Here is a 23,674-nt window from a genome sequence, read left to right as displayed (position 1 = left end):
GCCTTTTATAGAGTAATCTTCATAAATTTGCTGACGTCAGTGAAGCCGATTTGTTCATATAGGTGCATCGCCGTTTGATTGTGGGCATATACGTTCAAGCGTACGTCGGTATAGCCCATTCGTTTGAACGTATCGAGCGCTTCTCGCATTAACTGTTTCGAATAACCGCGGCCCCGATATGTCGGTTTCACATACAGGTCGTTGATCCAGCCGACCTCCTCGCCAGTCAAATAGTCGAACGCTTTGTCGATTTGCGTCCAGCCGATGAGTGTATCGCCATCAACCAGACAGAGAAAATAAGCGCCAAACTTTGCGGAATGCTCGTACGCTTCGATCATCTTTTCCTGATTATCGGGCGAGACGTGAGCAGTCGCTTCTTCGCGATTGATGCCCGCGAGTGCATAAATTTCGGCTTGTTGTGATTCGGTGGCTCGTTGAAACGTAAAATTCATATCCATTCCGCCTTTATTAGGAGTCTTTCGATTCAAGGATGCGCCATTTCTCAATGACACCGTCCTCTTCGTACAGGATGCGGACTTCCATCTGGTTTAGGACGAGCCGCTGCTCGCTAGCGAACAGCACAATCGGATAACCGATTGACAGCGGTTCGTCCGCTTCGAAGACTGGGCTATGCGCCTGCATGGCATAATAGCCGTCCGAGCGCGTGTTGGCCGCCCCGGCATCGACTTGAAGCACCGTCTCGAACCCTTGCAGTCGGAGCACATAACTATATGTCGTGCGGGCCCCGCGTTCGAGTTGCCACTCCTCAATGATTGCCTCCCGGCCATCGTTCACTTCCTCGAGTAACACTTTTTGGGCTGTGTACTCGCGTTCATACGGAATCATCTCTTGAATATTGACAGCCGTCATGGTGGCGACTTTTTGTGATTCTTCGGATGGGGGTGTGATTAAAATACCGATAAAAATCAAGATCGGAATGAGCAGATAAATGATGACCCGACTTCGCATATGGTTTCACCTGTCCTTTATCGATTTTTTTCGCCATCTTCCGGCAGAACCCTGCCTGGCGGATGAAATATGTTCATATGACAGGTTGAAATGTCTCGGATTTCGGGAAGGCATGTATGATGAAGGCAGGAGGGGATTACTATGCGAATCGGGATTATCGGTGGGGGAATTGCCGGATTGACGGCGGGCGCGCTCGCGAGCCGAATCGGCCATGACGTGACCGTATACGAGTCGTCACGAGAATGGGGCGGTTGCGCCGGGAAATTCGAACGTGGGGACTATCGATTCCCGGCCGGGGCGACGCTCGGGATGGGATTTGAACCGGGGGGCCTGCATGAGCGGGTCTTATCTTATTTAGGTGAATCGATTGACGTTCGTCCATTACCTGAGGTGATGCAGATTCATCTCGATGGAAAGACGGTCCGCTATCATCAAGACCGTAATCAATTTTTAGCAGAACTCGAGACGATGTTTCCGGAGCTCGCTCCGCAGATTCGTGCCTTCTTAAATGAGGTGTGGGCCGATTTCGAGACGATTCGTCCTTTGTTTGAGACGCTACCGGCGTTGCCGTTTCGCACAATTCGTGACGCAACGCTCGCGATCCGTGCGTTTCGACCGGAACAACTTCGGGCGTTCCGGAAGTTGTATCGACCGCTCGGTACAACGTTAAAACGGCATCGATTAAACGGAACTACGTTCGAGCGGGTCATCGACGGGATTTTGCTCGACAGCCTGCAGACCGGTGCCCGCGAGGCGAGTCACTTGCTCGCGGCCGTCGCCTTATCGATTTATCATGAAGGGGCGTTTTACGTCGATGGGGGGTTGTATACGCTCGGCCACGCCTTGGAACGAGCGATTCGGCAAGACGGGGGGATGACGCTCCTCGGCCGGCAAATCGTGAAAGTCGAGCAAGTCGCGGACAGCTGGTTGTTGACCGATCGCCGGGGCCGGCTCGACCTCGTCGATGTCGTCGTGTCGGCAATCCCGCTCGAGGCGACCGCTCAGTTGGTCACGGGACAAGCGGCACGACAGTTTAAAAGACAGTACGGCCGTCAATTAAAACGGATGCAATGGGGAACGTTCAGTCTGTATATCACGTTACCGGAAGCGGCGTGTACGGGACGTCCGCTCTTTCAACAAGTGTATAGTGACGATTTGCCGTCAGGTCACGCCTTCATTTCATTGTCGGCTGCGGACGATACACGCCGGACCGAACTGCCGGAACGAACCTTGACCGTCTCGACTCATATCGATTTGTCGGAGTGGCAGGCTTGGAAGGACAAGGCAACCTATGAGAAACTAGAGGCAGAATGGACCGAGCGCCTCGTCAAGGCAGTGCGACGGGCGTTCCCGAGTTGGACCGGCACATCGTCGGTATTGCTTCCGGGTGGACCGGGGGCGTGGGTGAAATATACGAAACGTCCGCACGGTGCGGTCGGTGGATATGCCCAAACGCCGCAACAAGCATTATTCCATGCGGCGAGCTATCGGGCGAACCTCCCGAATTTTTACGTTTGCGGCGACACGGTGTTTCCAGGTGCCGGGACGATCGGGGCGATGACGAGCGGGCTCCACGTCGCCAGAGCGCTCGGTTCGACGTTATAAGGGGGACAAGTTGAGATGCAGAAAAAACGGTTTGACGAATTGACGACGAGAGAGCTCTATGCGTTATTGGCGCTCCGCACTGAAATCTTCGTCGTGGAACAAGATTGCCCGTACCAAGAAGTCGATGGGAAAGATGTGACGGCCGTCCATTACTGGATTGAGGCAGACGGTCGCCCGATCGCGGCGTTACGTGTCCTCGAGGATGAAGCGCCAATCGCCATCGGTCGTGTCGTCACAAAATCGACGCATCGGGGACAAGGCCATTCGCGGCGCTTGATGCAAGAAGCCGTGGCCGACTTTGGGGATCGCGATTTGTATTTGCAAGCGCAAACGTACGTGGAGCCGTTCTATGCAAGCTTTGGGTTCACACGAACGAGCGAGGAGTACTTAGAGGATGGGATTCCCCACGTCGATATGGTTCGGACGGCGACCGTCTCGAAGTGAATCGATGCGGTACCGTTTGCCATAAGTTCGTGGTAGAATGATGAGGAATACTTGCGTGCGTCAAATCGTGCGTTCAATCATAGAGAGCAAAGGGGTTTACGATGGTGACTGATCAAACTGTGATTCAAAAAGCGAGAGAATTAGCCGACTTATTGGCGAGCACGCCGGAAGTGGCCCGCTTCAAAGAAGCGGAAACGAAAGTGAACGAAAGTGAGCGCGTTCAAACGTTGATCAAGCGTATCAAATACTTACAAAAAGAAGCCGTCAACTGCAAGCACTACGGAAAGACGGAAGCACTCGCCAAAGTCGAGCTAAAAATCGACAAAGCGATGGACGAACTCGATTCGATTCCGGTCGTCCAGGCGTTCCAAGAGACGCAAGTCGAAGTGAACGATTTGCTTCAATACGTGACGGTCACACTCGCCAACTCGGTGACAGACCGCATTATCGAGTCGACGGACGGTGACGTTCTCGCCGGTAAAACAGGAAGCGGCATGGCAGCGGAGAAATCACGCGGCGGCTGCGGATACTAACAAACAGACAGCTGGCCTTTGGTCAGCTGTTCTAATTTCTAGAGGTGAACACGAATGGAAACGATACATCAAACCCCAATGATGAAACAATACTTTTCAATCAAGGCCGATTATCCAGACGCCTTTCTCTTCTACCGGCTCGGTGACTTTTACGAGCTGTTTTTTGAAGATGCTCAAATCGTCGCCAAAGAGCTCGAATTGACATTGACTGCGAAAAACGGAAAAAACGCCGAGCACCCGATTCCGATGTGCGGGGTCCCGCATCATTCCGCTGCGATCTATATCGAGCAACTCATTGAAAAAGGGTTCAACGTGGCGATTTGTGAGCAGATGGAAGATCCAAAAGCGACGAAAGGAATCGTCAAACGGGAAGTCATTCAAGTCATCACGCCGGGTACATATATGGCCGCGCTCGGTGAGAAAGAGAACCGGTATTTACTATCGGTCGTGAACGTCGCAGGCCGTTTTGGGATTGCCCGCGGCGACGTGACGACAGGTGAATCATGGTTGACGACCTTACCGTCGCGCGAGGCCGTCCTACGCGAAGTCGAAGGATTGGTCCCGAGTGAAATCATCGTTGATGACGCCGAGTTGGCAGACCATCTCTCATCACTCGGCATCCCGCTGTCGGTACAGACGGAGCGATTGTCGAGCACGTTGTCGAGCGGTGCCCGCGACGAGGCGCAAGTAAGTGCGTTCGAACTCCTTTTCGCCTACTTGACGCGGACGCAAAAACGAGCCCTCGATCACCTGCAGCCCGCTGTCGCCTATGAGGTTGAAGCCCATATGCAACTCGATGCGAACACGGCCCGGAACTTGGAGCTGTTCCGTTCGGCCCGGTCCGGGGAACGGAAAGGATCACTCCTCGCCCTGCTCGATGAGACGACGACGGCGATGGGGGGACGACTATTGAAACGTTGGCTCGAACAGCCGCTCTATACGGAACAGGCGATTCGTGAACGCCAAGATGCCGTCGAAAATTTAGTCGATGATTTCATGCTCCGCGATCAATTACGGGAGCAGTTACGTCACGTCTACGATATCGAACGGCTCGTCGCGAAAGTAGGATACGGGACGGCCAACGCACGTGACCTCGTTCAGTTGCGGAACACGCTTGAACGCATTCCAGCGGTACGAGAGTTGCTCGCGAATGTCACGGCAACACGATTGCATCACATCGATGCGACACTCGACACGTTCGACGCGCTATCGGAACGACTTCAGGCGGCGCTCGTCGAGACACCACCCATCTCGATTAAAGAAGGTGGCATGATTCGTTCAGGCTATTCGACAGAACTCGATGAACTGCTCGAGGCGAAAGCGAACGGGAAGATGTGGATTGCCAATCTCGAGCAACAAGAGCGGCTCGCGACCGGCATCAAGTCGCTGAAAATCGGCTATAACCGAGTCTTTGGCTACTATTTGGAAGTGACGAAAGCGAACGCGCGCTTACTCGAAGAGGGGCGGTATGAACGGAAACAGACGCTTACGAACGCCGAACGCTATGTCACGCCTGAGTTAAAAGAAAAAGAAGCGCTCATCCTCGGTGCCGAGGAGAAGAGCTGTACGCTTGAATATGACTTGTTCGTCACGTTACGTGAAGAAGTCAAACAAGAGACGAAACCGCTCCAACAACTGGCCCGCTCATTAAGTGAACTAGATGTCCTGCTCGCGCTCGCCATTGTCGCCGAAAAACGGGACTATGTCCGGCCGACAACGTCAAACAATGTCCAAATCGATCGTGGGCGCCATCCGGTCATCGAAACGGTATTGCCTCGTGGTGAATACGTGGCCAACGACTTGACGCTCGATGACACGCGGCGCATGCTGTTGATCACCGGACCGAACATGTCCGGTAAATCGACGTATATGCGCCAGTTCGCACTGATTGCCATCCTGCATCAAATCGGTTCGTTCGTGCCGGCCGAAGCGGCCGAACTTCCATTGTTCGATCGCATTTTTACCCGCATCGGGGCAGCCGATGATTTGGTGAGCGGTCAGTCGACGTTCATGGTCGAGATGACGGAGACACGGCAGGCGGTGACGGAAGCAACAGCAGATAGTCTCATCCTCCTCGATGAGATTGGACGAGGAACCTCGACGTATGACGGCATGGCGCTCGCGCAGGCCATCATCGAATATATCGCGGCCACCATCGGCGCGAAGACGTTGTTCTCGACCCATTATCACGAGTTGACCGTGCTCGAGGACACGATTCCTGCCCTTGAGAACGTGCACGTCCGTGCCATCGAACGGGACGGGCGCGTCGTCTTCCTGCATGAAGTTCACCCGGGACGGGCCGACAAGTCGTACGGGATTCATGTCGCCGAACTCGCTGATTTGCCGCCTGATTTGATTGAACGGGCGCGAACGATTTTGTCTGAGCTCGAGACGGAACCGAAACCGGCCCGCACAGTCGCGGAACATCCGGTGCCAGCCGAACCTGTGGCCCAACTGTCACTATTTGAGGCGGAAGACGATATCAAACGACAACTGCTCGACCTCGATTTACTGGCGATGAACCCGATTGAGGCGATGCAGGCGCTCTATGCGCTCCAACAATCTGCGAAGAAGGGGTGAGTCGATGGGAATCATTCAAGAGTTACCGGAGCAACTGGCCAACCGAATCGCGGCCGGCGAGGTCGTCGAACGCCCGGCCTCGGTCGTGAAAGAACTCGTCGAGAATGCGATTGATGCCGGTGCCACGAAAATCGAAGTCGACTTGGAGGAGGCGGGGATACGTCTCATTAAAGTTCGGGATAACGGGCACGGGTTTTATGAAGAGGATGCTCCGCGCGCCTTTTTGCGTCATGCGACGAGCAAAATTCGGGACGAGCACGACTTGTTCCGGATTCGCACGCTCGGCTTCCGTGGAGAGGCCTTAGCGTCCATCGCCTCGGTCAGTCATGTGACGCTGAAGTCACGCCGGACCGAAGAGGACGGATTTGAGATGACGCTCCAAGGGGGTGTCGTTACGGCGCAAACACCGGCCGCAGCCAACGTCGGAACAGAGATAGCGGTCAGTCAATTGTTCTACAATACACCGGCCCGCCTTAAATACTTGAAGACGTCGGCGACCGAACTCGCGAGCATCACCGATACGTTGAACCGGATCGCCTTATCCCACCCGGAAGTTCGCCTCACGGCGTTCCATGAAGACAAGGAACTCCTGCGGACGAGTGGCAACGGCGACATCAAGCAAGTCATGCTCGCCATTTACGGACGTCAAGTCGCGGCGCAAATCGTCACCGCGTCAAGCAAGACGAACGACTATAGCTTGAGCGCCCATCTCGTCCGTCCGGAAGTGACCCGGTCGAACAAGCAGTATGTGACGCTCATCTTGAACGGACGGAGCATCAAAAACTTTGCGCTGACCCAAAGTGTGCTCGAGGGCTACCACACGCTACTCCCGATTGGTCGTTATCCGATCGCCGTCCTCGAAGTGAAGATGGACCCGATGTTGATTGACGTTAACGTCCATCCGACAAAACGGGAAGTCCGACTCTCGAAAGAGAAAGAGCTGTGCCAGTTGATTCGCGAGACGGTCCAACTGACGCTCCGGGAACAGCGTTTAATCCCATCGGTCAAACCGAAAGAGCGACCGGTTAATCGGACCGAACAAGAACGACTTGATTTCACGGTCGAACGGACACCTGTCACGGATGAACCGCCGACGTGGAACTATCCGATTCCCCGTGAACCTGTCACGTCACCAAGCCGATGGTCGCCGACCCCGCTCGTCAATGAAGCGCCTGCACCGACCGACCCGATTATCGAATCGGATAAAATTGAGACGAAAGGAGAGCGGTTGCCGCCGCTCGACGTCATCGGCCAATTGCATGCGAGCTATATCGTCTGCGGTTCCGAAGACGGCATGTATGTCATCGACCAACACGCCGCTCAGGAACGGATCAAATACGAATTGTTTTATGAGCAACTCGGGAATCCGGACAAGGAATATCAATTGTTGCTGCTCCCGCTCCCGCTCGAGTTCACGCAAGAAGAGACGCTCGCGATTGAAGAAGTCGCTCCGCTCTTGAAAGAAGCGGGTCTCGAATTGGAGCCGTTCGGTGGCAACACGTTCCTCGTCCGGGAGATTCCGACGTGGTACCCGCAACACGATTTAGAAGGAACGGTCCGCGATTTGATTGAGATGGCGATTCGGGACCGCTCTGTCAATCTCGCCAAATATCGGGAAGACGCGTCAATCTTGATGGCGTGCAAGCGGTCGATTAAAGCGAACCATCCATTGAACCACGAAATGATGCGGCAATTGCTGAATGACCTCAATCAGACGACGTCCCCGTATACATGTCCGCACGGGCGACCGATCTTGGTGAAATGGAGCACGTACGAACTTGAGAAGTTGTTCAAACGGGTTATGTGACACGCTTGTAATCTTTTTTTAACCGGCTGTAACGTTTATGTCCGGGTGCCTATGGGAACAATATACACATGTCACTCAACGCATCGAGGTTGAGAGGTGGCTTTTTCACTGCCTCACCCTCAAGATGTAGACATGATCGATAAACCAGTAGGGGGAAAAGATTATGGCAGACACGCTTAAAGTAACGAAACGAGAATTACGACCACGTTCGGTCCGCGCAAACTTGCGTAAAGAAGGTAAAGTACTAGGTGTCGTATACGGCTATAAAGTCGAGAGCACACCAGTTGCATTCGAGGAGATGGCACTTCGCAAGATTCTCCGCGAACACGGTGACAACGCATTAATCGAGTTGAACATCGACGGCAAGAAAGTGAACACGCTCGTTCACGGGACTGAAGTTGACCCGTTCACAAACGAATACAAGCACGTCGAGTTCATGGCCGTGAAGATGGACGAAGCGACGGAAGTCGAAGCAGACGTCACACTCGTCGGCGATGCGAAAGGTGTCAAAGAAGGCGGCTTCTTGGCGCAAACGCTTTATAAAGTAACGGTATCGGCGACACCGGCTAACATTCCGGAACGAATTGAACTAGATGTTTCTGAACTCGGTATCGGTGATTCGGTCACGGTAGCTGACATTCCAGAGAACAAAGACTATGAAATCGTCTCGGATGGCGAGCTTCAAATCGCATCTGTAAACGAGCCGGTCTCTCTTGAAGAACTTGAAGCAGACACAGACACAACGACAGAAAGTGAAGCTGAAGCAACTGAAGAAGAGTCGGCTGAGGCATCTTCTGAGGAGTCTGAAGAGAAGTCTGCAGACAAAGAATAAGCTGTATCAAATGACCCTTTGCGAAGGGTCGTTTTTTTCGTCACAAATCCGACAAATGTAAACGATTACGATGTGAAAAATGTGTCAACAAGGTCCAAGGTCGATTGCAATTTATTGGATTCGGGCTTATATTGTTAATGATTTCACATGTTCGTTCTTATTATATGGGTTCATTCAAACAGAAAGAAGGGTTTGTGACATGGCATCAATGGAAATCCATGCACTCGAATCATTACGGAAAAAAGCTCAGGCATCTTCGCAAATGATTCATTATCGGCCAATGGAATACTTTTTACGGGCAATGCTCGCGGGGATCTTTATCGGATTCGCTTCAATCTTCACACTTAAAGTCGTCAACGGAATGTACTTGATCGATTCGCCGTTCACGACACTCATCGGTGGGTTCTCATTCGGGATCGCCCTTGTCATGATCATTTACGGCGGAGCAGAACTGTTCACGGGGAACACAATGTACTTCACGACCTCGACGTTACGCGGCTATACGACGCTCAGCGACACGATGCTCGTCTGGTTACTTTGTTTCGTCGGGAACGCACTCGGTGGCGTCTTGTTCGCCTTGTTGCTTGCCCCGACCGGCGTCATCCAAGAACTCGGGATGGATAACTGGTTGTTCGCGGTCGTCGAGAGCAAGATGCATCATACGACGGTCGAGATTTTCTTCCGTGCCATCTTCTGTAACTGGATGGTCTGTCTCGCGATTTTCTTACCAAAACAGATGAAAAATGAGTTCGCTCAAATCTTCTCGATGATTTTCCTCGTCGCCGTCTTCTTCGCGTCAGGATTTGATCACGTCATCGCCAACTTCGTCTTATTTGCGCTCACGCTCGTCGTCCCACACCCTGAGGCGATTAGCTTTGCCGGCGCCATCCACAACTTGATTCCGGCCACGTTCGGTAACATCATCGGCGGCGCCTTGTTCATGGGTGCGATCTATACGTGGTTGAACGCGAAAGGCTTGCGCGAAGCTCAAGAGTCAGAGGAAAAAGAAGAAGTTGAATTAAAAATCGTGAAACCAGCTAAAGAATTATAAGTTGGGTCACTTGAAAGAACGGTCGAGTCCATATGCGGGCTTGGCTGTTTTTGCGTTTATATCACAACCAACGCTCACAATTTAGACTCCACATCTCCATGCTCAAACATGACATAATCTATATATGGAATTGAATCGAGTTCATAACTCGATTCATATCAATATATAGTGAGGTGATGCGGAGTGAACATGCTCCAGCTTTATGAAGATGTCTGTGTTCTCCCAGATCAAGATCTCGTACAAGAGAACGCCAACGTCGACGGGAAATCACCACTTGGCAAACTGGCACGATTATCCTCGGAAGTATCGAAACAGCTGTCGACAACGTATTTGTTGTCAGAGAGGACACGTCAGGCCGTCGCAGACAACTTTTTGTACATCCACGACGCCGACTATTACGTGACGGGATCGACGACGTGTTGTCAAATCCCGCTCGGCGAGTTGTTGACGAACGGATTTCATACCGGTCACGGGACGATTCGACCACCCCAGGACATCCGTTCGGCGATGGCACTCGCTTCGATCATTCTTCAAGCGAACCAGAATATGCAACACGGGGGTCAAGCGTTCCCGATGTTCGATGTCGATTTAGCGCCATACGTCGAAAAGACGTATGAACGTCAACTGGAGCGTCTCAAGAAGCTTCCGGTGGAATGGTCGACCGAGCAACTTCTCGAAGTCGCTGAGACCGAGACAATCACAGCGACCTATCAAGCGTGTGAAGCGTTCATCCATAATGCCAATTCGATGCATTCGCGAGGAGGCGGCCAAGTGCCATTCGTCTCCATCAACTACGGGACCGACACGAGCCGTTGGGGCCGGATTTTCATCCGCGAGTTGTTGCATGCGACCGAGCGGGGGCTCGGCAACGGGGAGACGCCAATTTTCCCGATTCAAATCTTTAAAGTAAAAGAGGGCGTCAACTTTCATGAAACCGACCCGAACGTCGACTTGTTCCGACTCGCCTGTCGCGTGACGGGCAAGCGTCTATTCCCAAACTTCTCGTTCGTCGATGCCCCGTTCAACTTGCAATATTATGATGGGAGCCATGACTCAGAAGTCGCTTATATGGGGTGTCGGACACGAGTGATGGGGAATCGTCACGGCGCCGAGACATCGATTGGACGAGGTAATTTATCGTTCTCGACCTTGAACTTGGTCAAGATGGCGCTCGTCGCTCCGGACATCCATACATTTTTTGAGACGCTCGACGCCTACGTCGACGTCGCCATCGAACAATTGCTCGAGCGTTACGACTATCAAGCGAAACGTCATGCCGACGAATTCCGATTCCTATATGCTCAACACGTCTGGAGGGGCAGCGAGAGACTCCAACCGGAAGAAGAGCTACGGGATGTACTGAAGCAAGGGACGTTGTCCGTCGGTTTCATCGGTCTCGCCGAAGCGCTACGCGTGCTCACAGGCGGCACGCATGCCGATTCACGGGAAGCGGAACGTCTCGGACTCGATATCGTCACACATTTACGTAATCGGATGAGACAGGCAGCAGAGCAGCACGATTTAAACTTTTCGCTCTTGGCCACCCCGGCCGAAGGATTATCTGGGAAGTTCGTATTGAAGGACCAGCAGGCGTTCGGGATGATTGAGGGTGTCACCGACCGCGCCTTTTATACGAATTCGTTTCATGTACCGGTGTACCAGTCAGTGTCGATTCGTGACAAGATTCGATTGGAGGCGCCGTACCATGAGCTTTGTGACGCGGGTCATATCACTTATGTCGAAGTCGACGGGTCGCTCGCCCATAACCCGGAAGCGGTCGAAGCGATCGTCCGGCTCATGCGAACCGAAAACGTCGGCTACGGATCGATTAACCATCCCGTCGACCGGTGCGGTAACTGCGGCCTCGAGGGAACGATTGATGCCGCGTGCCCGACGTGTGGCGAGGAAGAGCAAATTGAACGGATTCGTCGCATCACCGGCTATCTGGTCGGTACGATGGACCGATGGAATTCGGCGAAACGAGAAGAAGAACGAGCGAGGGTGAAGCATCATGCTCGTCCTATCCGTACTTAACGAATCGGTCGTCGACGGTCCAGGCATTCGCACGGTCATCTTTACGGCAGGATGCCCTCATCGCTGTCCTGGATGTCACAATCCGGAATCGTGGAACCCGCGAGGTGGGGAAGACGTACCAGTCGAGGACTTGCTCACTCGAATCGAACAATCCGGGTGGGACGGTGTTACCGTCTCGGGCGGAGAGCCGTTCCTGCAACCAGAAGCACTGTCACGGCTCGTCGACGGGTGCAAGGCGCTTCAGAAAAACGTGTGGGTGTATACAGGCTATACGTTCGAACAGTTACAAGGTATGGACGATGAGTACGTCACGAGCGTGCTCGATCGTGCCGATGTACTTGTCGACGGTCGTTTCGAACAGCCGCTCATGGACCGGTCGCTCCGATTTCGGGGGTCGAGCAATCAGCGAATTATTTTCTTGAACAAAGCGTAATCGGGGCCGTCGCGTCCCGATTTTTTGTATACTAGCAAAAAAGGGGGAATTTTGATGAAATGGTGTAGTTTTCAAGTCGAAGGAGAGCAAAGGGTCGGTGTCGTGGCGGGGGAGTTTGTTTATGACGTCAGTGACCAATTACATACGACTTCGTTGTTAGAGGTCATCGCGCGGGAGTTTAAACCGGATGTCGATTTGGACGTCGCACCTCGGATCCCATTGACCGACGTCACGCTCGTCGCGCCATACCGACCACTCAAAAACGTAATCTGTATCGGCAAGAACTATGAAGAGCATGTGAAAGAGATGGATACGGCGGGAGCCGGCAAACTCGTCATCTTCACGAAAGCTCCGACTTCGGTCGTTGGACCAGGGGCTGTCGTTGAACGTCATCCTGAACTGACCGACCAACTCGATTACGAAGGCGAGCTCGCCGTCATTATTGGGAAATCAGGACGGGACATCGACGACGTCGACGCCCATATTTTCGGCTATACGATTTTGAACGATATCACGGCCCGGGACGTTCAAAAACAGCACGTCCAATTTTTCCGCGGTAAATCGTTCGACACGTTTTGTCCGCTCGGACCGTATATCGTCACACCGGATGAGCTCTCGTTTCCACTTGTGATTCAAACGGTCGTGAACGGTGAGACACGCCAAAACGGGTCGACAACGGACATGATTCGTCCAATTGAAGAGTTGATTCGGACGTTGTCGAAAGGGATGACGCTAGAAGCTGGTGATATCATCGCCACCGGTACGCCGGCGGGGGTCGGCCATGGGATTAAACCGCCCGTCTATCTCCAATCTGGGGATACAATCGAAGTGAGCATCACGGGACTCGGGACGTTAAAAAACGTTATCGTCTGACCCAATTGACGCAAATTGTGAAGAATCTTGTAATCGATGTCTCATTTCCGCACAACGATGACTATGCCTCTTATACTAAGGGTATAACAAAAGAGGAGACATCATATAGGAGATGATTACACATGGAACGCAACGATCGTCCAACAGAATCAAATGAACCAAATCGCCGCGAGGATTGGCTCGACACCGAGCTTGGCTCGTCCGAACAACGACACGAGCCGTCGCGCGCAACACAACCGGCCCGACCTTCATTCGTCAGTCGGATGTTCCCTGGGTTTGTAGGTGGGGTAATCGGTGCTGTCTTGACTGGGGCCATCGCCTTCCCGTTCATCGATCAAGTCCCAACGAACGTGTCTGATACGAACGTGACGTCGGAAGGGTCACCGGTCCAGACGACATCGACGACGGCGGACAGCTCGGTCATCGATGCGGTCGCGACCGCACAACCTGCCGTCGTGACGGTAAACAATTTTGCTTCGAACGGATTATCGAATGAATCGGTCGAAGCTGGTGTCGGCTCGGGTGTCATCTATAAGAAAGACGGTGACTCGGCTTACATCGTCACGAACCATCACGTCGTCAACGGTGCTGACCGTTTGACCGTGACATTCAATGACGGATCGACAGCGGACGCCAAGTTGATGGGCAGTGACGCCACGTACGACTTGGCGGTGCTCGAAGTCGATGCGGACAAAGTCTCATCCGTCATCACGATGGGGAAGTCGAGTGAACTGAAGCCTGGACAGACTGTCATCGCCATCGGCAATCCGCTCGGCCAGTTTGAGAACTCGGTCACGCGCGGCGTCGTCTCGTCGACGTCCCGTCTCGTTCCGGTCGATACGGATGAGAACGGACAAGCCGATTTCAATGCCGAGGTCATCCAGACGGATGCTGCCATCAACCCAGGTAACTCCGGTGGCGCCTTGATTAACGAATCGGGCCAATTGGTCGGAATCAACTCGATGAAAATTGCGACCGATTCGGTGGAAGGGGTCGGCTTCTCGATTCCAGTCGATATCGCCTTGCCGCTCATCAACCAAATCGAACAGACGGGCGAAGTGAACCATCCATCGCTCGGCGTGTCGCTCCGTGACGTGTCCGAGTTTCCACCCGGGTACTTGACCGAGCAAATCAATCTGCCGGAGTCGGTGACGGCCGGTACGATTATCGTCGAAGTGCAGACGAATAGCTCGGCCGCACGGGCCGGACTCGAAGCACGCGACGTTATCGTGAAAATTAACGATCAAGCCGTCTCGTCGTTCATTGACCTTCGGAGTGAATTGATTCGCGATACGGACGGAACGGTCAAAATCGAATACGTTCGTGACGGCAAGACCGAGACGGTCGATGTCGAGATTCAAAATGCGAATGGGGATGCATTGTAAAGATGGGCACGTAGCCCATCTTTTTTGTTATGCTTAGAAAAAAGGAGGGGATTCCATTGATTCGCACACTATACGGTGTTTTATTTTTAGGAGCCGGCATCATGCACTTCGTTCAAGAACGGGCGTTCATGTCGATCATTCCGAAATCATGGCCGTTCAAACGGTTCATGGTCCAGGCGAGCGGGGTCATCGAAGTCGTCTATGGCGCACTGTTGCTCACGAACAAGGGAACACGGTTTGTGAAGGGAACGTTACCGGCATTTTTGATTGCCGTCTTCCCGGCCAATATCAATATGGCGCTCAAACCGTCGAAACTCGGCAAGATGCCGCTCCCGAAATGGGTGACGTGGGCCCGATTGCCGCTGCAATGGGTATTGATTAAAGGGGTCAAAAAAATATAAGTACATATGGGGGATCGATCATGACGAACGTATTGAACTGGTTTGAGCATTTTCATGCCCATCCCGAAGTGAGCTGGAATGAATTCGAGACGACGAAGACGATTGCCGATATTTTGACGTCATGGCAAGTCCGTCACGAAACGTTTGCCGACGTCACCGGCGTCATCGCCGAGATTGGTGAGGGAGATGATGTCATCGCTGTCCGAGCCGACATCGACGCGTTATGGCAACAAGTTGACGGGACGTTCCAAGCCAATCACTCATGTGGCCATGATGCCAATATCAGCATGGTGCTCGGTGCACTTGATGAGTTGCGACACGAACACTTGCCGAAACGGGTCCGGTTTATTTTCCAACCGGCCGAAGAACAAGGCAACGGGTCGCTCGCGATGATTCGACACGGGGCGTTACAAGACGTCAGTCAGCTGTACGGCATTCATTTGCGTCCGCTCGAGGAACTGAAACGCGGTCAATATGCGGCTGCGATTCAACATGGGGCCGCGTTCTTCTTGAAAGGCAAGATCAGCGGGGACGATGCTCATGGCGCGCGGCCGCATCAAGGTCAGAACGCGTTAGACGTCATTTTCACGATTCAACAGATGCTTAAGAGTATCTATTTGTCACCGTTTGAGCCGCATTCGGTCAAACTGACGGGTGTACGAGCTGGGAGTGAGAATTTGAACATCATTCCGGGCAATGCGACATTCTCGATTGACGTCCGGGCCCAACAGAACAAGGAACTGCTCGAGCTGCGCGACCGGGTCGAGACGATGTTGCACCAGATTGCAGTCCTGCATGGAGTGACGATCGACTGGGAGTGGCAAGATTTCACCCCTGGCGCCTTGATTGGCGAGCGTTCGAGCCGACATGCGGCTGAAGCGATTAGTCAGCGGTTCGGGGATGATGCGCTCGTCGATCGTATCATCACGTCAGGTAGCGACGATTTTCATTTTTATACGGTCGAGCAACCGGGACTCGATGCGACGATGATTGGAATCGGGGCCAACTTGACACCAGGGCTTCATCATCCACAAATGACGTTCGATCGTGACGTATTACCGGAAGCGTCCGCCCTGCTCGCCGATACGTTGCGACGGGCCGTACACACTAATTGATTAACGAAATGAACGAGGGGACTTCGCTTCCGTTCATTTTTTTATTGCCTTCCTCGAATGTAAGCGTTATCATAATTTTATTAGCGACAATATAACGACAATTCAGAATCTTTCGCTATCGGGGAGGAAGGTACATGGAACAACAGGGGAACAAGGTAGACATGAAGCTTCGCTGGGCAGTATTGCCGCTACTTGTCATGATCGGGGTCATGCTCGTAGCCATTGTCCAATTAAAACAAGGCCCACACATCCCGCTCATCATCGGGACTGCGGTGGCGGCACTCGTCGCCTGGCGACACGGCTATAAGTGGAAAGAGATTGAAGAGATGATGTACAAAGGGATTCGGCTCGCTTTGCCGGCGGTCGTCATCATCATCTTGGTCGGCTTGACAATTGGGGCGTGGATTGGGGGAGGCGTCGTCGCGACGATGATTTATTATGGGTTGACGATTATCTCACCGGCCTATTTTCTTGTGACGATTTGTATCATCTGTGCGGTCGTTGCGCTCTCCATCGGCAGTTCATGGTCGACGATGGGGACGATTGGCGTCGCCGGGATGGGCATCGGGCTAAGTATGGGGATACCAGCACCGATGGTCGCCGGAGCGGTCATTTCTGGCGCCTATTTTGGGGACAAGATGTCGCCGCTGTCGGATACGACGAACTTGGCGGCCGGTTTGACGCATACTGACCTATTCGTCCATATCCGTCACATGCTCTATACGACTATCCCGGGCCTTATCATTGCGCTTGGCGCGTATTGGTGGCTCGGCCGCCGCTTCAGCGAGACGATGACGGACTCGTCGGAAATCGTCCAGACGCTCGCGATTTTAAAAGACAGTTTTGTCATCTCACCGTGGTTGTTGCTAATCCCGCTCGCCGTCATCGCGCTCGTCGCGAAAAAAGTGCCGGCCATTCCGGCACTCGTCGTCGGCATCGCCCTTGGCTTTTTGGCGCAAGTCATCGTCCAAGGCGGCTCGCTCTCAGATAGTGTCGGCGCGCTCCAAAGTGGATACGTGATCGACACCGGCAACGAACTCGTCGATAACTTGTTCAGTCGGGGTGGTCTCGATGCGATGATGTATACCGTTTCGATGACGATCGTCGCGATGACGTTTGGGGGCATCTTGGAATACTCGGGCATGCTCCAGTCCATCATGAACCAAATCGTCAAACTTGCGAAGACGGCCGGATCGATGGTCGCTTCGACGATTTTAGCGGCGTTCGCGACGAACGCATCATGTTCCGAACAATACATCTCGATCGTCGTGCCGTCACGCATGTTCGCCAGTGCCTACGAGAAGATGGGACTTCATTCGAAGAACTTGTCGCGAGCGCTTGAAGACGGCGGTACGCTCACGTCGGTCTTCATCCCGTGGAATACGTGCGGCGTGTTCATTCTCGGGACACTCGGCGTCGGGGCGTTCGAATACGCGCCATACGCTATCTTAAACTTTGTCGTTCCTGTCATTTTAATCATCTATGCGTTCACAGGCTTCACGATTGAACGGATCGCTGTGTTGAGTGCAGAACCACCGATTGAACAACAAGCGGCGCAATAAAAAATTTCCCGGCCTCATGAGGTCGGGAAATTGAATTTATAGACGGCGCGAGGCCGGCCTTGGCCATAGCTCATCTCTTCACCGATCACATCGACGATGCCGGCGTCATGTAGTTTTTTGATGAGCCGTTCCGTCGTACGTCGCGTCACGTCGAGATAGTCGGTCAACTCTTTAGCCGTGAACTCGTGCTTTCGTTTGGCGAATTGTAAAATCTTCCCGATATTGACGGGGCTGACTCCGGCTTGTTTGATGAAGTCGAAGGCAAGTTGTTCCGTCACGCGATACGGGATGTGCGCGTCACGGGTCGGGAACGATAATCGTTTGGAATCATCGACGATGCGGATGCGCTCTTCACTTGCGGCAGACAAGGCGATTTGAGCATGCTCGTCCGCCTGTTGATAGTCCGTGCCATAACCGATTCCAATGCGGTACGTCCCGTTCGGTGCGAGCGTATCTTCTTCGAACGCGTTCAGCACTTCACCTTTGGTCGTCAATACTGTGATGTGATGGTCCTCCGCGGACTCGAGATGTCCACCCAGATACCGGACCGAGTCGAGATGGTCACGCAACGCCATATCGTCCGTGTCGTAGCGGATGATGGCGAACTGGGCGGCATCGGCCAACTGTTGCCGAACTTGTTGAATTAACTGTTCGAGATGGTTCCTGACGGTCACTGTCGGCTCAATCATCAGTTGACTGTTGAACCCGGCACGAACGAGCTCATGATGTACCCGCTCGATGCTCGTGATGGCCAGATTCGTTTGTTTGCCTTGGTGATTGGTATGAAAGGCGATGACGTCCTCGAATGCGAGATCAGGACTGATGCGCATGACGGTGGGGGCGACCCGTTCGTTTGGAAACGAGTCGAGAATCGACGTCAGTCGTCTCGGTTCGACCAAATCGATTGATACTTGATTGAGCGACACGGAGTGGGTGAGCGTCGCATATAGAAGCGTCGTCAAGAGGACAGTCTCGTCTTGGACGACGTGATGTGCCGCCACGTGGCTAAGATGAGGGGTCGCATAGGCGAACGGGAATGAGCCGGAAAAAAAGACGCCGTCGAACGAGCCGAGCGTTTGAGCGATGGTCGCTGCTTCGTGCGGATGCTCATACGGATGATAGGCGAACCGGACGTCCTCTGGTGAACCGAGCGAGCGAATCGTCTCCACAAATTCGTGCGATCCGACGATGGCGATATGGATGGACATCAAAACTCCTCCTTGCAATTTAACGACTATTTAACGACAATATAGCTAATGACAAGTAAGAAGTAAAGGAGAATGGATATGAGAATAGAGAAAATCGAACTGTTTGCGATTCGTTTACCGTTAAAAGTGCCGTTCATCGTCAGTTACCATCGTTATGACGACATGCCTTCAGTGATTGTAAAATTGACAACCGAATGTGGTCACGTCGGCTATGGAGAGGCCGTCGCCGATGAACATGTCACGGGCGAATCGCTCGATAGTACAATCAGTGTGATTCGACATGTGCTCGGACCGCTCTTAATCGGAGAAAATCCGATACAGATGGAACGGATTCACGACGTGATGGACCGGGCCATCCGTGACGTGCCGGCGGCGAAGGCGGCTCTCGATATCGCCTGTCATGATGTCGTCGGGAAAAAGCTCGGGCTTCCAGTGTATGATTTGCTCGGTGGCCGTTATCACGACGCGTTTCCGGTCACGCACGTCCTCAGTATCGGCGAGCCGGAGGCGATGGCGGCCGAGGCTCGCGAACAGATTGAACAAGGGTACACGGCCGTCAAGATGAAAGTCGGCGTCGACGTCGCCTCGGACGTACGTCGGGTCGAGGCGGTCCGTCGTGCCGTCGGCCCAGACGTGCCGATTCGGGTCGACGTCAATCAGGGTTGGGTGAATGCCGCCAAGACACTCCAAGCGATGAAGCAGCTCGAGCCATTCCAAATCGATTGGGTCGAACAGCCGGTCAAGGCCGACGACTTTGAAGGCATGGTCGAAGTGAAAGGGAAAATCACGGTGCCGCTCATGATTGATGAAGGGGTGCGCGGCGTGACGGAGATGCGTCGGTTGACGATGATGCAGGCCGCCCACAAAGTGAACATCAAACTGATGAAGTGTGGCGGCATCTACCCGGCGAAAAAACTCGTGCATATGGCCGAAATGTCGGGCATCGAGTGTCAAATCGGGTCGATGGTCGAGTCGTCGGTCGCCTCGAGTGCAGGCTTTCATGTCGCCTTCTCGAGCAAAATCGTCCAATCGGTCGAGTTGACAGGTCCGCTTCGTTTCGCCGAAGACATCGGCAACTTGATGTACGACTTGCCGTTCATCCGCCTGTCCGATGGGGCAGGTCTCGGTGTCGACGTCGACGAGGCCGTCTTGTCACGGCTTACAAAGGCGACGTATGTCATCGGAGGGGTCGACCATGTGGCGCAGTGAGTGTAACGGCCTCGACATCGAGGTCAACTATTTGACGATGACAGAGCTCGCACAAGTCGAGGCGGTGCAACAGGCCGTCATGGCCACATTGACGGAAGGAAGCCAGTACCAGTCCCTCACGACTGAGGAGTTCGTAAAGCTGTTGACCGACCGCACATTGATTGGGGCGTACCACGAGGGCACGTTGATCGCATTCCGCGCGCTCCTGATCCCGCCGCTCGACGAAGAGCATCTAGGATACGACATCGGTTATCCGCTTGATGCGCTCGACCGTATCTTGTATCAAGAAGTGACGAACGTCCATCCGGACTACCGCGGCTACGGTCTGCAACAGTATCTCGGTAGGCTACTCATGAAAGAGCTTGAACATGGCAGTCGGTTCGACCTCGTCTGTGCGACCGTGGCGCCTTTCAATATCCCGAGCCTGAAGGATAAGTTCGCCCTCGGCCTTCGCATCGGTGCCCTCAAACCGAAATATGGCGGAAAGCTGCGCTACATTTTTATGAAAGAACTGCACAGCGACTGGCTCCCGACTGGTGACACGACGTGGCTCGATATGGGCGAGACGGAGCAACAAGTCGCCTTATTGAAGGCAGGCTGGTTTGGGACGACGATGACACGCGACGGGGAGAGCTGGCTCGTCAAATATGAACGATAAAACATGGCCTGATCGCGACGATCAGGCCATGTTGCTTATTCGAGGATGAACAATACGTCCTCGGCTAACTTCTCATATGTCCGGTCGCTCGGATGGAACTGGTCGGTCGCAAGGTCACGGCCGACGTCCGAGACGTAAGCGAACGGATCGATCACATCGATGCGTTGCGCGTTAGCGAACGTGGATGCCGAGGCGTTCCAATCGAGAATCAATTGATTGAACGCCTCTCCGTTTTCGTTCTCTTGGAACGGGTTATAGAGCGCGATATAGACGATTTGCGCCGTATCGTTCAATCCGCGAACTTGTTCGAAGATCTCATTCAAGTTCGTCTTCGCTTCGGTCACGACTTGATCGATATCGACCGATTCGAAATTGTCGACATTCTCGCCGCGGTTGAACAAGTCGTTGCCGCCGATTGTGAGCGTGATATAGCGGGCGTTCTCAATCGTGCGTCTTACTTCAGGTTGTTCGAGCTGCGCCAATAAGTCTTCCGTCCGGGCGCCGGAGACGGCCAGATTCTGCGTACGGATATTATTCTCTTCGAGCGCTTCACCGACCGGTTGGACGTAGCCCGCACCGGATGTAGAGCCGACACCGCGTGTCAATGAATCTCCGAGTGCGACGTAAACATCACCGACCGGTTCGGGTCTCGTATCTTCGCTGACCGAGAGTGTCCGTTCCGGCGGATTGACGATATCTTGGTAACCGATCCATAAACCGTATAGGGCGATGCCCGTCAAGAAGACAGAACCGATTAAAAACGTATACCATTTCCCATTTTTCATGTGATGACCTCACTTTCTATAGAACTATCATATCAAATAAGTGTGAACCTGCCCTATGTGAATGTTCGAATAGGACAGATGCGATCGAGTCCGATAGAATGTAGGAGAGGTGAGATGATGCAACCAACATTGAAGATAGATCATTTGACAAAAGTAATCGGTAAAAAAACGATCATCGATGACATCTCGTTCGATGTGTTCCCCGGTGAAGTGTTCGGCTTCTTAGGGCCGAACGGGGCCGGTAAAACGACGACGATTCGGATGATTGTCGGATTGATTAAGCCGACGAACGGGACCGTCTCGATTTGTGGGTTCAGCGTCGAACGTCAATTCGTTCAGGCGATGAATCAAATCGGCGCCATCGTTGAGAATCCGGAATTGTACAAGTTCATGAGCGGGCGTGAGAACTTGAACGCCTTCGCGCGGATGTTGCCCGGTGTCGATGAGGCCCGGATTCAAGAAGTAATCGATCTCGTCGATTTGACGGCACGAATCGATGATAAAGTGAAGACCTACTCGCTCGGGATGCGGCAACGTCTCGGCATCGCCCAGGCCATGTTGAACAACCCCCGTGTCTTGATTCTCGATGAGCCGACGAACGGGCTCGACCCGATGGGGATTCGTGACCTTCGACTCTTCATCCGCCGTCTCGTTGAAGAGACAGGACTGAGCGTCCTCGTCTCTAGCCACATCTTGGCCGAGATTGAACTGCTCGCGGACCGCGTCGCCATCATGTCGCGCGGGAAAATCGTGAAAGTCGGCACGGTCGAGGAACTGATTCATGAGTTGGCGTCGACGGTCGATGTCCACGTGGCCGACAGTTTTGAAGTCTTGCCGATCATCCGCGGATTCGAGTCGATTGATCACGCCGATGTTGTCGATGAACGGACGATTCGGGTCTCAATGAATCTGGAAGAAACGGCTCGCTTGAATCGCTACTTGCTCGATCGAGGCGTCGACGTGTTCGGTCTCGAACGACGCGTCCAGACGCTAGAAGAATTGTTTATTTCATTGACCGGGGGTGACCATATTGTCTAATCCGTCAATCCTTGGCCTCATTCGGAACGAAGTCTTAAAGATTCATAAGAAACGTCGGCTTCTCGTCGTGTCGACCATTCTCATCGTGCTCGTCTCGATGTTCACGTATGCCAACTACCGGCAGATCGAGAAACAACGGGAAGAACAAGGAACGATTGACTGGCGTGTCGATTTACAGCAAGAGATCGTTGATACGCAAAACCGGCTCGCCTCGGCGAACGTTCAGGATGAGTTCCGTCAAATTTTGGAGTTCCAGGTCCAACAGAATCAATATTACTTAGATAATGATATTAACCCGAACTATCCTGGGGCGCCGACGTTCATGCGTGTCTTCTTCTCGCAAGGAACGACGCTCGTGCTCCCACTCTTCATCATCGTCCTGATGGCCGATATCGTCAGCGGTGAGCATAATGATGGCACAATCAAGACGCTGTTGTCCCGTCCGGTCCGGCGCTTTAAGATTTTGCTTGCTAAATGGATGACGACGCTGCTGTATACGTCGATTCTTATCTTCATCACGGCACTCGTCAGTTATGTCATCTCTGGCATCGTGCTCGGTTGGGACGGATGGACCGCGCCGATTTTGACTGGGTTCCAAGCCTCGGCGACCGGGACGTTCTCGACCGACTTCGTCCATATGCTGCCGATGTGGCAATATTTGCTCATGTCGGTCGGCCTATCCTGGTTCGTCGTCGCGGCCGTCGGGACGATCGCACTCATGATCTCGGTCATCGTCAAAAATACGGCGACTGGGATTGGGATCATGATGGCGGTCCTGATTTCAGGACCGCTCCTCACGTCGCTCGGGTCGAATTGGGACAGCTCGAAATATTTGGTGAACGTCAACTTCGGTCTTCATACCTATCTCGAGGGGCAAGCCCCACCGATCGAGGGGATGACATTACCGTTCTCGCTCATCGTCATATTCTTCTGGTCGCTAGCGGCTCTCGCTTATGCGTTCTACCATTTCACACAAAAAGATGTTTATTGATGACTGGCGTCACCTTCCACGGTGACGCTTTTTTTGTTACGGCTGATACGACTAGAGAAAATGATGGGTTAGTCCAAATGTCTTAATAATTTGAATTGTCAAAATAATTAAAAAGTTGGATACATTAAATGTGGGAAACTATGTAAAGTAGGAGACACCAC

At 53.1% G+C, this 23,674-nt stretch carries 22 protein-coding genes; 18 read left to right on the top strand and 4 right to left on the bottom strand.

The window, feature by feature from the left end:
• Window positions 1–5: 5 nt before the first annotated feature.
• Window positions 6–452 carry a GNAT family N-acetyltransferase gene (locus KNP81_RS09155; protein WP_214719718.1) on the bottom strand — a complete coding sequence of 149 codons (447 nt, stop codon included), beginning with the start codon at window positions 450–452 and terminating at the stop codon, window positions 6–8.
• 16 nt (window positions 453–468) lie between these two features.
• Window positions 469–969: a hypothetical protein gene (locus tag KNP81_RS09150; RefSeq protein ID WP_214719717.1), complete on the bottom strand. Its 501-nt coding sequence runs from the start codon at window positions 967–969 to the stop codon at window positions 469–471.
• Window positions 970–1,110: 141 nt separating this feature from the next.
• Between KNP81_RS09150 and KNP81_RS09145 the strand changes: the two genes are divergently transcribed.
• From KNP81_RS09145 to nhaC, 14 genes are all read left to right on the top strand, one after another.
• Window positions 1,111–2,574 carry a phytoene desaturase family protein gene (locus KNP81_RS09145; protein ID WP_214719716.1) on the top strand — a complete coding sequence of 488 codons (1,464 nt, stop codon included), beginning with the start codon at window positions 1,111–1,113 and terminating at the stop codon, window positions 2,572–2,574.
• A gap of 15 nt (window positions 2,575–2,589) precedes the next feature.
• Window positions 2,590–3,018, top strand: a complete 429-nt coding sequence (locus KNP81_RS09140; RefSeq protein ID WP_214719715.1) for a GNAT family N-acetyltransferase — start codon at window positions 2,590–2,592, stop codon at window positions 3,016–3,018.
• Window positions 3,019–3,119: 101 nt separating this feature from the next.
• Complete coding sequence (locus tag KNP81_RS09135) at window positions 3,120–3,551, top strand: YlbF/YmcA family competence regulator (RefSeq protein WP_021067281.1); 432 nt, start codon at window positions 3,120–3,122, stop codon at window positions 3,549–3,551.
• 54 nt (window positions 3,552–3,605) lie between these two features.
• A complete protein-coding gene (gene mutS, locus KNP81_RS09130; RefSeq protein WP_214719714.1) occupies window positions 3,606–6,131 on the top strand; it encodes a DNA mismatch repair protein MutS in 2,526 nt (841 codons plus the stop codon).
• 4 nt (window positions 6,132–6,135) lie between these two features.
• Window positions 6,136–7,938, top strand: a complete 1,803-nt coding sequence (mutL, locus tag KNP81_RS09125; protein WP_214719713.1) for a DNA mismatch repair endonuclease MutL — start codon at window positions 6,136–6,138, stop codon at window positions 7,936–7,938.
• Between the two features lie 163 nt (window positions 7,939–8,101).
• Window positions 8,102–8,770 (top strand): 50S ribosomal protein L25/general stress protein Ctc, encoded by a 669-nt coding sequence (locus KNP81_RS09120; protein ID WP_214719712.1) that lies wholly within the window; start codon window positions 8,102–8,104, stop codon window positions 8,768–8,770.
• Window positions 8,771–8,978: 208 nt separating this feature from the next.
• A complete protein-coding gene (locus tag KNP81_RS09115; protein WP_029595608.1) occupies window positions 8,979–9,821 on the top strand; it encodes a formate/nitrite transporter family protein in 843 nt (280 codons plus the stop codon).
• 189 nt (window positions 9,822–10,010) lie between these two features.
• Window positions 10,011–11,855: an anaerobic ribonucleoside triphosphate reductase gene (locus KNP81_RS09110; protein ID WP_214719711.1), complete on the top strand. Its 1,845-nt coding sequence runs from the start codon at window positions 10,011–10,013 to the stop codon at window positions 11,853–11,855.
• On the top strand, window positions 11,833–12,288 hold the full coding sequence (gene nrdG, locus KNP81_RS09105; RefSeq protein ID WP_214719710.1) for an anaerobic ribonucleoside-triphosphate reductase activating protein: 456 nt from the start codon (window positions 11,833–11,835) through the stop codon (window positions 12,286–12,288). Before KNP81_RS09110 ends, nrdG begins: the two co-directional genes overlap by 23 nt.
• Before the next feature lie 54 nt (window positions 12,289–12,342).
• A complete protein-coding gene (locus KNP81_RS09100) occupies window positions 12,343–13,161 on the top strand; it encodes a fumarylacetoacetate hydrolase family protein (protein WP_214719709.1) in 819 nt (272 codons plus the stop codon).
• Between the two features lie 122 nt (window positions 13,162–13,283).
• Window positions 13,284–14,546 (top strand): S1C family serine protease, encoded by a 1,263-nt coding sequence (locus tag KNP81_RS09095; RefSeq protein WP_214719708.1) that lies wholly within the window; start codon window positions 13,284–13,286, stop codon window positions 14,544–14,546.
• 56 nt (window positions 14,547–14,602) lie between these two features.
• Entirely contained in the window at window positions 14,603–14,947 is a 345-nt protein-coding gene (locus KNP81_RS09090) for a DoxX family protein (RefSeq protein WP_198922698.1), read from the top strand.
• Between the two features lie 20 nt (window positions 14,948–14,967).
• Window positions 14,968–16,062 (top strand): amidohydrolase, encoded by a 1,095-nt coding sequence (locus tag KNP81_RS09085; RefSeq protein WP_214719707.1) that lies wholly within the window; start codon window positions 14,968–14,970, stop codon window positions 16,060–16,062.
• Window positions 16,063–16,223: 161 nt separating this feature from the next.
• Complete coding sequence (nhaC, locus tag KNP81_RS09080; protein ID WP_214719776.1) at window positions 16,224–17,624, top strand: Na+/H+ antiporter NhaC; 1,401 nt, start codon at window positions 16,224–16,226, stop codon at window positions 17,622–17,624.
• Between the two features lie 14 nt (window positions 17,625–17,638).
• On the opposite strand, the gene KNP81_RS09075 is transcribed toward nhaC, so the two are convergent.
• Window positions 17,639–18,832: an HTH domain-containing protein gene (locus KNP81_RS09075; RefSeq protein WP_214719706.1), complete on the bottom strand. Its 1,194-nt coding sequence runs from the start codon at window positions 18,830–18,832 to the stop codon at window positions 17,639–17,641.
• A 78-nt stretch (window positions 18,833–18,910) separates the two neighbouring features.
• Here KNP81_RS09075 and KNP81_RS09070 point away from each other — a divergent pair, with 78 nt between their 5' ends.
• Both KNP81_RS09070 and KNP81_RS09065 read left to right on the top strand, forming a co-directional pair.
• A complete protein-coding gene (locus KNP81_RS09070) occupies window positions 18,911–20,041 on the top strand; it encodes a mandelate racemase/muconate lactonizing enzyme family protein (protein WP_214719705.1) in 1,131 nt (376 codons plus the stop codon).
• Window positions 20,028–20,699, top strand: coding sequence for a hypothetical protein (locus KNP81_RS09065; RefSeq protein WP_214719704.1), 672 nt, complete (start codon window positions 20,028–20,030; stop codon window positions 20,697–20,699). The genes KNP81_RS09070 and KNP81_RS09065 overlap by 14 nt, the downstream gene beginning before the upstream one ends.
• A 35-nt stretch (window positions 20,700–20,734) precedes the next feature.
• Here KNP81_RS09065 and KNP81_RS09060 read toward each other — a convergent pair whose 3' ends face one another.
• Window positions 20,735–21,484, bottom strand: coding sequence for a GDSL-type esterase/lipase family protein (locus tag KNP81_RS09060; RefSeq protein WP_214719703.1), 750 nt, complete (start codon window positions 21,482–21,484; stop codon window positions 20,735–20,737).
• A gap of 117 nt (window positions 21,485–21,601) precedes the next feature.
• Here KNP81_RS09060 and KNP81_RS09055 point away from each other — a divergent pair, with 117 nt between their 5' ends.
• Window positions 21,602–22,522: an ABC transporter ATP-binding protein gene (locus tag KNP81_RS09055; protein WP_214711058.1), complete on the top strand. Its 921-nt coding sequence runs from the start codon at window positions 21,602–21,604 to the stop codon at window positions 22,520–22,522.
• Window positions 22,515–23,513, top strand: a complete 999-nt coding sequence (locus KNP81_RS09050; RefSeq protein WP_214719702.1) for an ABC transporter permease — start codon at window positions 22,515–22,517, stop codon at window positions 23,511–23,513. Before KNP81_RS09055 ends, KNP81_RS09050 begins: the two co-directional genes overlap by 8 nt.
• Window positions 23,514–23,674: the final 161 nt, after the last annotated feature.

It is taken from the genome of Exiguobacterium sp. s149 (assembly GCF_018618395.1).
GTDB classification, from domain to species: Bacteria; Bacillota; Bacilli; order Exiguobacteriales; family Exiguobacteriaceae; genus Exiguobacterium; species Exiguobacterium chiriqhucha.
The sequence above is the reverse complement of the archived record's forward strand: the minus strand, read 5'-3'. Positions and strand labels throughout refer to the sequence as shown.